Here is a 12,648-nt window from a genome sequence, read left to right as displayed (position 1 = left end):
ACATTATTATACTAGGAGGAGATATAATGAGATATAAGAGGTTGATTTTATTGATTGTAATTGCATTATTAATAGTTAGTGCATGTATTTTTATAAGACACAAAAATAAGCAAATAGCAGCACTTAAAGAGGGAAATTATAGAATCATACCAGATGAATTATTTAAAGGAGAAATTAAAGATATAGAACCACATCTTAACTGGAAATCTGGAAAATATGTTTTGAAATACGATGGAGATAGTTATTGGCTAAATGTTATTTTTGAAATTTGGGAAGATGGTAAAAGAATAGATACATCTTCCACAGCAATGAGTGGAGAAGAACCATTGAATAGTGAATTTTCATTTTCAATTAAGCCAGATGATAATGAAAAAAGTGAATTTATTTATGTTCTGAATAACAATGTTTCATATACAAATCCAGATATAAATTTTAAATTAGGTAATATGTATAAAGCCGGAAAAGCGGAAAGACTTGAAAAAGCAGTAGATATACCTGTTGGGAATGAAATTGCTATATGGGGGTATTATAAATATCAAGATGGTTCATTTAGAACAAGGAATGGTATTGAAGAATATGCTAAGTAAGCAGACTGGTCGTATATAATTAAATTGAAAATTGAGAAGAATGATTTATAATATAGCTTTTGTTTAAGGTCTATAAATATACTTTAATTAGGGTAGTAGATATATATGAGTTGGGAAAAGTTGTAGAGGAGCTACGAAGCTGAGTGATGTAACATCATATAACAATGTGTTCAAGTTCGTTCGGACTAGGGTAAATCTCTGGGGAGTTGTCCTCACACATCCAACCACCTAAGCCGGTCGGGACAGTCGGAACATTAGCCCTTATTCAGGGCATGAGCAACTCCTTCTAAGGTGCTGAAACGTCGGAAATAAGGAACCGTTATAGGACATACTTTGTAACGCAAAATTTAAATTGAAAGGACAAGAAAATGGCTAATTTAGTAGAAGTTATTGAGCACATAGATTCTAAGTTTAGAACAAAAAATTATGATGATTACAAGGAAGAATCAGGAATTATACATAACTCGCATAAGAATATTCAAAAGATTGGATATTCAACTAACTTAACACCTGAAGTTATTGAACATGCAAATGAACAAAAAGTTGATTTAATTCTCACACATCATGATGCATGGAATTTTATATATGGTCTTAAGGAGGAATGCAAGAGGTTGCTAGAAGAATATGGTATTTCACATTACTTTAATCATTTACCATTAGATGATTGTGAGTTTGGTACAAATAGTAGCCTTGCAATAGAATTAGGACTAGTTGAGGTGAAGAAAACTTGTGATGAAGATGGTTACATGTGTGGAATTATTGCAGAATATAAAGAAGGAAGAGTATTTGAAGATTTTGTTAAGTTAGTAGAAGGTAAACTAGGAGAAAAGGTCCAATCATGGAAGTTTAATAATAAAGATATTAATAGAGTCTTCATATTATGTGGAGCTGGACATATAACATCGGATATGAAACAAGCAGTTGATGAGGAGTGCGATTTATATTTAACGGGTGAGAAGATATTATATACCATTGAATATGCAAAATTAAATAAGATGAATTTAGTTGTTGGAAGTCATACCTTTATAGAATTATTTGGAGTTAAGAGTATGGCAGAATTAGTATCGGATGAATTTAATGATGTAGAAATAGTTTTAATAGAAGAGCAACATCTGGAGGCAAGTGGATACTAACGGGCGTACGTCCTATAACAATATATTTCCGTTCGCTACGCACATCTCTTCACTAGGTGCAAGCACCGCCTGCGAAGAAGGGTTCTGAGGGTCCAGTTCAGAGACGTCGGAAATAAGGACCGTTAGAAAACATTATCCTATCATTACAGAGTATTTCTTAGGGTCTTTTGGTTATCTATGTACAATATTATAGGACTAACTTAGTATGGGAGGGAATGGTATTGAAAAAAACATTATATATAGTACTTACTGTTATATGTTTTATTGTAACATCATGTAAATCGGTAGATAATGAAGAAGTTGATGAATTAAATGTTAAATTGCATCAGCTGCAAGAAGAGAATAATATATTGAATAAGAAGTATACGAAAAGTATAAATGAAAATAATGAACTATTAATAGAAATACATAATTTAAAGGCAAGAAATGTATCTTTAGTTAATGAAAAAGAATATTTAGAAGAATACTATAATAATATTGTGTTTAGATTTGATAAAGATACAATAGAGTTAAATAATCAAGTTATAAATTGGATGGTAGTTGATTTGCAGAAAGATGAAGATGCATATTCATTATATTTTAATGGAGATGAAAGTATTAGTGGGAAATTAATCTACCACAATGATTATGATACATACATATTAGAAACAAAAGAAATAAATAAATTACCATTTCCATATTATAGTAAGATAATACCTTATGTAGGTTTAGGCATAGAAAATTTAGATGAATTATTAATGGAATTAGGAGATAAGTTTTATGATGGAATAAAATTAACAATCGATAAATGCGTATATTATAGTTGCCCTGTAGATGAAGGAATTAATATAAATTATAAGAATATTGAAATATTAAAATAACAGAACATCATTGTTATATTGTAGGGCAAGTGCTTCGAAGTTGATGGGATAACATCGTCTAACAATGTGTTCAAGTTCGTTCGGACGAGGGTAAAGCTCTGGGAATTGTCCTCACACATCCCACCACCTAAGCGCGTCGCGACAGTCGGCACATTAGCCTTTGACAGGGCATGAGCGCCTTCTTCTAAGGTGCTGGGACGTCGTGAACACGAGACCGTTAAACGCAATCCACATTTGGTATTGGCTATAAAAATTGGAGTTTGAAAGGAGAGTTAAAAGATGATTGAATTTGGATGTCTGGCAAGATATTTTAATAAATATGCTCTAGAAGTTGAATTTGCAAAGAATAACGGATTTGAATTCATGCAACTATGGTATGATAGGGATGGCATTGCGTTGAAAAAAGATTCTAAACCGTTGGAAGTAATCAAAGAACACAGATTTCCTACCATTATTCATGCAGTACTAGATATTAATGAAATAGAGGAACATATTCCGAAGTTAATAGAAATCCTAAAGTATCTTGGACATAAGAATTTAATTATACACCCTATATGTGAAAGTGAACCAATTACAAATCAAACGATATATAAACTGTCTGAGAAAGTTAAAGAAGCTTTTAGCGTTTTATCTAATGAGAATATAAAGTTATACCTTGAGAATAATAGTAGATTAGATCCGATTTTTAATAAAGCAGAAGAAATAGAAATTGTTTTCATGGAGAATCCTGAGGTCGATTTTATCCTTGATGTGGCACATATAGATAATTATAAGCATCTTGAAAATATGATAGAAATAAAGATGCCTAAAATATTACATATAGCAGATAGACATTTAGAGATAATACATGAGCATTTACCCATAGGGGAAGGAAACATTGATTATAAGTATATATTTTCAAACATACTAGAAAAATTTGAGGGTAAAGTTATTTTAGAAATAATACAAAGTTCAGAGGATATTATAAACTCAAGAAACAAGATTGAAGAATATTATAACAATAAATAGGTCATGTGGACAGCGTATAACAATATATTTCCGTTCGCTACGCACATCCCACCACCTAAGCCCGTCGGAGCACTCGCCGCATTAGCCCTTATACAGGGCATGAGCAACCCCTTCTAAGATGCTGGGACGTCGGAAATACGGACCGTTAAGTGACAGTGTCTTATTCATGTCGGAGTATTCCTATTGGGTCATTATACATTAGTTTATTGTAAATGAAATGCTTTACTATTTTGATATGGAGGTTAAAAAATGCTGAGTTACCGTAGATTTGACAAAGAGAGTGATTATAATATTATGCGACATATAGTACAGCATAATTGTAAGAAAAGTGGACACTTATATCCACAGCTACATATAGGGAATCTCGATTTTGAAAGATATTCCTTTGGAGAAATATTGAATGATACAACTTGGTTTGTGTTAGATGGTATAGTAGAAATAGGTTTTATTACACGACAAGAAGATGAATTCTTCTTCGCAATTATTCCAGAATATAAACATCTTATACAGGATATATTGAAGTTTATAGAATGTAATTGTTATGTTCACGGAGCTACCATCACAACTGAAGCAAATAGTAAGGACAGGTTAATATGTGATGCTTTAGAAGAAAGAGGTTACATAAAAACTTCTAACTTTCGCTTTAATGGTATATGTGATTTATCTAAAATAGCATCTTATCCACCATTGCTAGGCGAATTTAAGATACGTCAAACACAGATGAAGGATGTAGCTAGACGTGTAGAACTATTTGGTCTTGCAGCTGGGGGTGCGACAACAACTCCAGAAAGGTATATAAAAATGATGAATTCTCCGTCATATTGTGATGCAATGGATTTAGTTGTTCTGACAGGTGATGAAGAAATAATTGCTTACTGTACAATATGGAATGATCCTGTCAGTAAGATAGCAATATTAGAACCAGTTGCGTGCGTTAAGGAATATAGACGTAAAGGTATTATGAAAAGCACTTTATTATATGGAATGAATCTATTAAAAGACAGTGGAACTAAATACATGTATGTTAGTACAAGTGGACCTAATATTGCTTCACAGGCGCTTTACAAAAGTGTTGGCTTTGTAGAGCATGGGGTAAACTGTGAATGGCAGAAGAAATTATAAGATAGAAAAGATATTAGGGCAAGAGCTTCGAAGGTGAATAAGCCACCGTCACCTAACAAAATGTTGCCATTCGCTACGCACGTTCCTTCACCGGGTGCGAGCACCACCAAGAAGAAGGGCTTTGAGGGTCCGGTTCAGAAACGTCGGCAACAAGAGACGTTAAGCGACATAATTCATTCGGTTATTAGGTGGCTGATTCTTGGTTTTGTTGAATAATATGGAAAGCTAGGGAGTTATATTTATGGAAGTTGCAGAGTATAGACCATACAATGGGGAAGTCCTTCATATCTGGGATCATAAGTGTATCATCTATTATAACAATATAAGGTTTGAGTTATCTTTTGAAGCCCAACCACCTCATGGTGATTTCATATATTCGATGAGAATTTACCACGGTTCAAAAGAACAAGAATTTCATTATTGGTTATATGGCAGGAATGTTATGTTTTATAAGAATTATATATTAATGGAAGTTAAGGAAGCTGGTAATGAATATAGAGGTTTGCTTCATACAGGGATATTAAACATAGTGAATAACACAGTCACAGTAATTGATGATTGGTTTTGCAATTTTTCAATAGGAGCTGATATTATCAAGCTGTCAAATAGACATACCAATAAAGAATTGATTATTAAAGATTTCAGTGATTTTGATTGGGTGAGTTGTTAAGCGTTAAGCTAACTTCAGGATATATAGTAACGAACTTATATCATTGAAAAGAATGATGAATCCTTTTAGTAGGAGCGAGCTATAAATGTCAAGTTAAAAATCCTCACTTCTGTGCAATTAAGATTCCTCAGTTTTGTGTAATTTTAATTTATCTTTAATTCTATACGAGGGTCCTGTAATGTTAAATAAATAGGAATAGTGTAATATTCTATCTAATATTGCTTTGGTTATCATTTCATCTTGTCCCAATATATTTGGCCACTTATCAAAAGTAATGTTACTTGTAAAGATGGTCGAGCGTTTTGTATACCTCATGTCAATTAGCTGAAAAAATAGCTTCGATTCAAGTGGTGATATCTCATTAAATCCAACTTCATCTATGATAAGTAATTTATATTTAAAATATAGTTTTAATTTTTTCTCTAATACACCTTCATTGTATGCTTGCTTCAAAATCCTAATTAAACGTGAAAACTTTATAAAATATACGCTGTTTCTTTGGATTGCTACCGAGTAGCCAATTGCAACTGCTAGATGGGTCTTACCTACTCCTGGGTTTCCTATGAAAACTACATTAGTAGCATCTAAGTAAAAATTGGAGGCTATTAATGTCTTAATTTTAGTTTCATCAACGGTTGGCTGAAATGAAAAGTCATAGTCTTCAATTTTCCTTATAAATGGGAACGCTGCAACCTTCACATTGTATAATTTGTTATTTTGTTCTTTGGCTTCAACTTCTTTTCTAAGTACCTTATTTAGCCCCTTTAACTCGCTTTGAGTGATGCTATCATTGATATGTAGCTCTTTTAAATATGAATGCGCCGATTTTAATTTAAGGTATACAAGTTGATCTAACACTTCATTAATCATAAATAATATTCCTCATTTCTTCGATTATAATTTCTTTATTAGAATCACATTTTGCTATAGTCTTTGATGGATAGTGTAGCTCATGAGATTTCTTGATATTTAATTTATTTTTAGATATTTTATGCATAGTTACAATTTTATTGTTATAATAAACATGTAGTTGACTGTTTTTCACTATTAGATTTACTTTAAATCCTATTATAGTGAGGTGACGACATGGCCGTTGAATAAGGAAGGATGCCACACGTCATCAACTCACGTAACGTTATGAAGACATTACCTCACTCATTTCAGGGTATTCCTTGAGGGTCATTTAATACTACAAGTTTTTAGCAGATAAAGATTAGTTTAAGGGCGTATGAAGTTATTAATATTTTATTATTAGGTGAGGTGAAGATATGGGAACGTGGGGTATTGGAGTAACTGAGAATGATAGTGCTATGGATATTATCTATGAAATTGAAGATGAAAAAGATTTAGCTATTATAATAAGAAAACTAATTCAGATAATTAATTTGAATGATAATGGTGAATATATAGATTTTGATCTTGCTACAGAATCTTTAGTTGTAATTGAAATAGTAACAGTATTATTGCAAGGAGTAAGTGAGAATTTAACGCCACAACTAAATAAATGGTTACTTAAAAAGACACATGGAGATAAAAATATTATATCTATTATGAATGAAATAATGGATTTGCTTAATTTAATGGATACACCATTATTCGAAGATTCAGAAGATACTTGGCTTACAGCAACGTATAATCAAAAGTGGAATTACTGTTTATTATACTTACAAACAATTTCATTTGAAGCGATTGAAATAGTATTAAACAATTCTGAACTAATGGAATTATGGAAGGAAAGCGAAAAATATGATGAGTGGATAAAGAATGTAGAAGAAATAAAAAGGAGGTTAAACAGTAAAGAATAATAGTTTGGGATGGGCTTTGAAGCTGAGTGAAGTAACATCTTATAACAATGTATTTCCATTCGTTCGGGTAGGGTCAATTCTCTAGGGTCAGCCCTCACACATCCCACCACCTAAGCCCGTCGGGACAGTCGTTGCATTAGCCCTTATTCAGGGCATGAGCAACTCATTCTAAGGTGCTGAGACGTCGGAAATACGTAACGTTAGATAAAAGCTTGGCTAGTTTCATGTGTAATATGAAAGGATGAACTAATGGGATTATTTAAGAAGTATAGAACAGAAAAAGCCTATAAAGATGATAAGGATACTCTAAGTTGTTATGATTACACTATGAATGAACCCAAAGCATCCGTGGTTGAAAGTGGAGACTATGAATTTGCAGTATCTAGGTATAAAGTGGATGATTTTAGGTTTGGGTTTGTAAATCAGTATATGTATCGCCTTAATAAGGATAACGATTATAGTGTGAAGAATCTTAAAATCCAGAGACCAGAGAATGATTCGACATTTTTGAACTGTTATATATACCTCGATAAGTCAGACTATGGGTCTTTTCATAGAATAGGCAATAAAGATAATGTGTTTATAACGACCTTCTATGAAGTGCTTGAGGACTTCTGTTTACCAGCCATTTCAGAAGATTTAAGAGTTCAATTTATTATTAGGGATTATTCCTCAATTCTCAGGGCTAATGCTATTAATAGGGTATGGAGCGAGGTGAGATCAGAGGTGTTAAGAAAGTATAAGGAAGTTGAATCACTTTCGTTTTGGGGTTCATATTACATTTTTTTCAAATCTAACGAGTTCAATAAAGTTATTGAAGATAATGTTTATTTAGAAGCCATACGCAATCATTGCTTTAGCATAGTAAATGCACATGATAGTGATAAGTGTTGGACATATGATGAGTTTCACATTTTGGTAGATGATTATGAGAACTACTCTTCAATAGGAGGCCAGCACTATTTTAATAGCGATGCTATGAATAACGTTATAAATGTATAAGTTTATGATGAGTAAGAAGCTTTGAATTATATTGTTGGCTTCCGTCAAGCCTTCGTCTAACAGCGAGTTGACGACATGGGCTTTCTAAGCGGAAGGAAGCCACACGTCGTCAACTCACGGGACGTTAGTGGACATTGTTCACTATATTTAGTCAAAAGATTGCTATGCTACGTAACTAATAAATAGCAGGATTAGAGAATTCAATGAATAGGCATGAATGGGAAGTATAAATTTTCATACCAAGTCGGTTTATTAAGCAATAGTTCCTATGCTCTGTCAGATACAATTCAAAATAGATTATACTGATGAGATAACTTAAAAATACTATGATTATTTACAGGTTTTATAATAAATAAGAAATATAGAATAGAGGCACATTTATGGATTTTGAAAAACAAGTAATTAAAAGGAAAAGAGTAACAACACAAATTTTAACAGATGAACAAAAGGAGAAAACACATAAAATTGCATTTTACTTAAGTAAGTATGAACATAATGGATTATTTGATGGGAATTTAAATCAAGGTGAGACATTTAAAAAAATAGCAGAGATACTTCAGGTTAAAATTAATACATTGAAAAATAAGCGTGACCAGTTTGATCCTTATTGTAGTAAAAAGAGAATAGGATGGGTTCAACAAGCTAAGCTATCTGATGATATGAAACGAGTATATGATAATTATAACAATAAAACAAAAGAAGAGATCTTAAGTGAATTACGTTTTTTCTTAGTTGTATAGGAGATTAATTTTGTACTGTAACTTGCGTAGGACTAAAGGCTATTGGTAGTTGCCGTGAACAACATCAGCTAACAATGTATTTCCGTTCGCTCGCACATCCCACCACCTAAACCCGTCGGGACAGCGTCCGCATTAGCTCTTATACAGGGCATGAGCGAACACTTCTAAGGTGCTGTAACGTCGGAAATACGGAACCGTAAAGTGACATTTTCCCCCCTTGTTTTCTGGGGTATCAAAATGAGGATTAAATAGAGGAGGTTATAGTGTGCCTAAAGCTAATTATATAAGGATAGTATTAGTAATAATATTTTTGTTAACAATAGAGGTGGCTTGTACTAATGATAGTATAGAGAGTAGTAACCCAGAATGCAGAGAGATGTATTTTAAAGATATAAATGATGACATAACATTGATATATAAAGAGGGGTTTGAGTATAGTTATTATTATAATCTTGATTCAGAATACGAATTAATTTTTGAACTTGTATTATATAAAGATAATATAATGATTGATAATATAGAATTAATAGATATAAAAAAAGATATAGGCGATATAGATGGAACATTTGGAATATCAGTTAATATGGATGAAGAAAAGGAAAGTTTGGTATGGACGATAAGGCATGATGAAAAGACTAAAAGTACTGTAAGTAGTAATTTTTTTAAAAATATAATGGGTTCTCATGGTTCATATATGGATGGAGGACTGATTAGTTCGGAAGGAAATTTAATTATAGATGATGAATATGAATCTTGATGGGAATGAAGATGTAAAAGGTAATAGAGAATATGAGTGGAGTATAAGATATAAAATATATGCTAATAAAGTGAATAAGGAAGATTGAGATAATAAAATCAAGCTTAGGTATTTCTTATGGGACAAGGAGAAAAACATCACCTAATACAATGTTCACGTTCGTTTGGACGAGGGTAATACTCTTGGGATTTGTCTTCACACATTCCACCACCTAAGCGCGTCACGACAGTCGTTGCATTAGACCTTAATCAGGGCATGAGCAACTCCTTCTAAGGTGCTGGGACGTCGGAAATACGGGATCGTTAGATGGCACATCTTCCACTTGGCCAAGTTATTGTTATTTTTTATACTATATATATGTTGTACCGATAATATTGTGCATGATAAGTCGAGTTAATAATTAATAATGATGGTACTCTTATAATTGAAAGGAGGTTAAACGAATGAATTGGCTAAAAAGAATGAATAATGCAATAGATTATATTGAAGACAATATTACTCATGATATTGATTATATCAATGTAGCTAAGACTGCAGGATGTTCAGCATATTATTTTCAAAGGATGTTTTCGTTTGTTTTGGATATCCCACTTTCCGAATATATTAGACGAAGAAGACTTACACTAGCAGCTTTTGAATTGCAGAATACCAGTAATAGAATAATTGATATTGCTCTAAAATATGGCTATGAATCACCCGATTCTTTTAGACGTGCTTTTTATAATATGCACGAAGTTACACCTTCAATGGCTCGTAAAAAGGGTGTACAGTTGAAAGCCTATCCTCGTTTATCCTTTCAGATTTCAATTAAAGGAGATGTAGCGATGAATTACAGAATCGAAGAAAGAAAAGAGTATAAAGTATTTGGTAAAAGTATTACAGTTGGAGTGAATGAGGATTCGTATGAAACAATTCCAAAGTTTTGGCAAGATATTTTACAGGATGGAACATATGAGAAAATATGCAGGTTGGCTGGAATGAAACCATATGGTGATAGACACATGAATGCAGCTATTTATGATTTAAGTAATAATGGGTCATACAAAAATAAGTATATCATTTATACAGCTTTACCAGGTAATATAGAAATACCAGATAATCTAGATGTTATTACAATACCCAAAGCTAAATGGATTATATTTTCAGAAATATATGGTACGGTAGAAGAGACAACGGAAATAATCCAAAATCTATGGAAAAGAATTTTTACAGAATGGATGTCAACAACACAGTGTGAAATAATAGCTGGACCGCAATTAGAGGTATACCGAGATGATAAGAACATAGTAGAAATATGGATACCAATATGTTGATGTTTTATTTAGCATTGTAATATAAGTATTAGGTATAGACATTATCAATCTGTGTTGCCAATATTCATCAGCGCTAAAAGATACTAAGTAGGAATTGAATGAGCTGGTGAAGCTGGCAACATAGAATATTATTAGAGATTATGATGAATAAGATATTTTGCATACTATAATAGAGAACGTATAAAAGTATTCTAGGTATTCCTTTGGAGCCAAGTGAAAATACATCTTCTAACAATGTGTTTACGTTCGTTCGGGTAGGGGAGTTCTTACGGGTCGCCAAGAGGTATTCCAAAAGGTCGCCCTCACACATTCCTCAACCTAAGCGCGTCGCGACAGTTGGTGCATTAGCCATTATTCAGGGCATGAGCACCTCCTTCTAAGGTTGACAAACGTAGTAAACACGAAAACGTTAACTGAAATTGTGGACTAGTGTATTGAAAAAGACTAAATAGTAAGGAGTTGGCTTTATGGGAAAAAGAAGAGTAAGAAGAGTTATAGAGAGTTAAGATTTTAAATGATTAAATAATGCTATTGAAAATATTGGTGCATATGATATAATATATATAAGGACATTAAATGTCTCCAGAAGATATACCTACTTGGTGTATCTTTATTTTGTTTATAAAAGAAAAGCCTATCATTTTTTAAAAATGGTAGGCTTTTTTAATTTTGGAAGGAGTGTTTTTATGAGTTTAGAAATGGTTAAAAGAAATGAGAGGTTAGAAGGGATCTTCAATAGAGTAGCAGCGAATTATGAGAGTATAGGTCCAAAGTACTTTTCTTACTTCGGAAAAAAATTAGTTAAGCATGCAAAAGTCAATGAAGGAGCAACTTTACTCGATGTAGCATGTGGTAAAGGTGCTTCATTATTTCCAGCTATTAATAGTGTTGGAGAAAAAGGACAAGTCATAGGAATTGATTTTTCACAAGAAATGGTGAAAGAAACACAATCACTTATTTGTGGACAGGGTTTGTGTAATGCTAAACTTATACAAATGGATTCTGAAAAGTTGGATTTTATTGACAATAGTTTTGATAATGTCTTATGTGGATTATCAACATCGTTTTTTACCAATTCTCTAAGTGCTGTGGATGAGATGTATAGAGTATTAAAAGATGGAGGTAGGGTTGGATTAAGTACATGGAAAAATAGGGAGAAGAAAGGAGTGTTAGGTAAAGTTTATACTAAACTCTTTCCTCAAGGTCAGGACAAGAATTTAAATGATATTCCTAGTAGACCTGATTTTGGATCAGTTGATGGAATTGAAACAATTTTAAAGAATGCAGGATTTAAAAATATTGAGATATTTGTTGAAAAGGAAACTTTTTATTATAAGGATGAAGAAGAGTGGTGGAAGGAGCAATGGACGAATGCTTCTCGTGGGCTATTTGAACATATAGAAAGAAAAGGTTTAGATTCTCTTAACAAATTTAAAGAGGAAGCTTTTAATGCTATTATGGAATATAAGGATGAGCATGGTATACGATTTGATGGAAAGGTTTTATTTAGTTTTGGTCAAAAATAAAGTATTAATTTGTATCAATAAAAATCATAATAGTCGCTTAATCACACACTATAGAGATTGATAAGACACAAAAAAGAGAAGTATGCAATAAGTAACTTGTAAAATCAGCCCCGAAAGGTAAATAA

The 12,648-nt window shown here is 32.4% G+C and carries 13 protein-coding genes; 12 read left to right on the top strand and 1 reads right to left on the bottom strand.

Going from position 1 to position 12,648, the window contains the following annotated elements; all coding sequences use genetic code 11:
- Positions 1–26 precede the first annotated feature (26 nt).
- From ACX6CF_RS25650 to ACX6CF_RS25625, 6 genes are all read left to right on the top strand, one after another.
- Positions 27–587 carry a hypothetical protein gene (locus ACX6CF_RS25650; protein ID WP_458788232.1) on the top strand — a complete coding sequence of 187 codons (561 nt, stop codon included), beginning with the start codon at positions 27–29 and terminating at the stop codon, positions 585–587.
- 368 nt (positions 588–955) lie between these two features.
- Positions 956–1,720, top strand: a complete 765-nt coding sequence (locus ACX6CF_RS25645) for a Nif3-like dinuclear metal center hexameric protein (protein ID WP_458788231.1) — start codon at positions 956–958, stop codon at positions 1,718–1,720.
- A 221-nt stretch (positions 1,721–1,941) separates the two neighbouring features.
- Positions 1,942–2,580, top strand: a complete 639-nt coding sequence (locus ACX6CF_RS25640) for a hypothetical protein (RefSeq protein ID WP_458788230.1) — start codon at positions 1,942–1,944, stop codon at positions 2,578–2,580.
- Positions 2,581–2,859: 279 nt separating this feature from the next.
- Positions 2,860–3,588 (top strand): TIM barrel protein, encoded by a 729-nt coding sequence (locus ACX6CF_RS25635; protein WP_458788229.1) that lies wholly within the window; start codon positions 2,860–2,862, stop codon positions 3,586–3,588.
- Between the two features lie 249 nt (positions 3,589–3,837).
- Positions 3,838–4,710, top strand: coding sequence for a GNAT family N-acetyltransferase (locus tag ACX6CF_RS25630; protein ID WP_458788228.1), 873 nt, complete (start codon positions 3,838–3,840; stop codon positions 4,708–4,710).
- A gap of 241 nt (positions 4,711–4,951) precedes the next feature.
- Entirely contained in the window at positions 4,952–5,380 is a 429-nt protein-coding gene (locus ACX6CF_RS25625; RefSeq protein WP_458788227.1) for a hypothetical protein, read from the top strand.
- Between the two features lie 117 nt (positions 5,381–5,497).
- Here the strand turns inward: ACX6CF_RS25625 and istB are convergent, their stop codons facing one another.
- A complete protein-coding gene (gene istB / locus ACX6CF_RS25620; protein WP_458788226.1) occupies positions 5,498–6,250 on the bottom strand; it encodes an IS21-like element helper ATPase IstB in 753 nt (250 codons plus the stop codon).
- 398 nt (positions 6,251–6,648) lie between these two features.
- Between istB and ACX6CF_RS25615 the strand changes: the two genes are divergently transcribed.
- From ACX6CF_RS25615 to ACX6CF_RS25590, 6 genes are all read left to right on the top strand, one after another.
- Positions 6,649–7,185: a DUF4259 domain-containing protein gene (locus ACX6CF_RS25615; RefSeq protein ID WP_458788225.1), complete on the top strand. Its 537-nt coding sequence runs from the start codon at positions 6,649–6,651 to the stop codon at positions 7,183–7,185.
- A 249-nt stretch (positions 7,186–7,434) separates the two neighbouring features.
- The gene (locus ACX6CF_RS25610; RefSeq protein WP_458788224.1) at positions 7,435–8,187 is read left to right on the top strand and encodes a hypothetical protein; all 753 of its coding nucleotides are present in this window, start codon (positions 7,435–7,437) and stop codon (positions 8,185–8,187) included.
- Between the two features lie 380 nt (positions 8,188–8,567).
- Positions 8,568–8,927: a hypothetical protein gene (locus tag ACX6CF_RS25605; RefSeq protein ID WP_458788223.1), complete on the top strand. Its 360-nt coding sequence runs from the start codon at positions 8,568–8,570 to the stop codon at positions 8,925–8,927.
- A gap of 265 nt (positions 8,928–9,192) precedes the next feature.
- A complete protein-coding gene (locus ACX6CF_RS25600; protein ID WP_458788222.1) occupies positions 9,193–9,684 on the top strand; it encodes a hypothetical protein in 492 nt (163 codons plus the stop codon).
- A 443-nt stretch (positions 9,685–10,127) separates the two neighbouring features.
- A complete protein-coding gene (locus ACX6CF_RS25595; protein WP_458788221.1) occupies positions 10,128–10,997 on the top strand; it encodes an AraC family transcriptional regulator in 870 nt (289 codons plus the stop codon).
- Between the two features lie 686 nt (positions 10,998–11,683).
- A complete protein-coding gene (locus ACX6CF_RS25590; protein WP_458788220.1) occupies positions 11,684–12,523 on the top strand; it encodes a class I SAM-dependent methyltransferase in 840 nt (279 codons plus the stop codon).
- The last annotated feature ends 125 nt before the right edge of the window (positions 12,524–12,648 follow it).

The organism is Vallitalea sediminicola (assembly GCF_054408565.1).
Note: the sequence above shows the minus strand (reverse complement) of the source record. Positions and strands in the feature narration are given on the sequence as shown.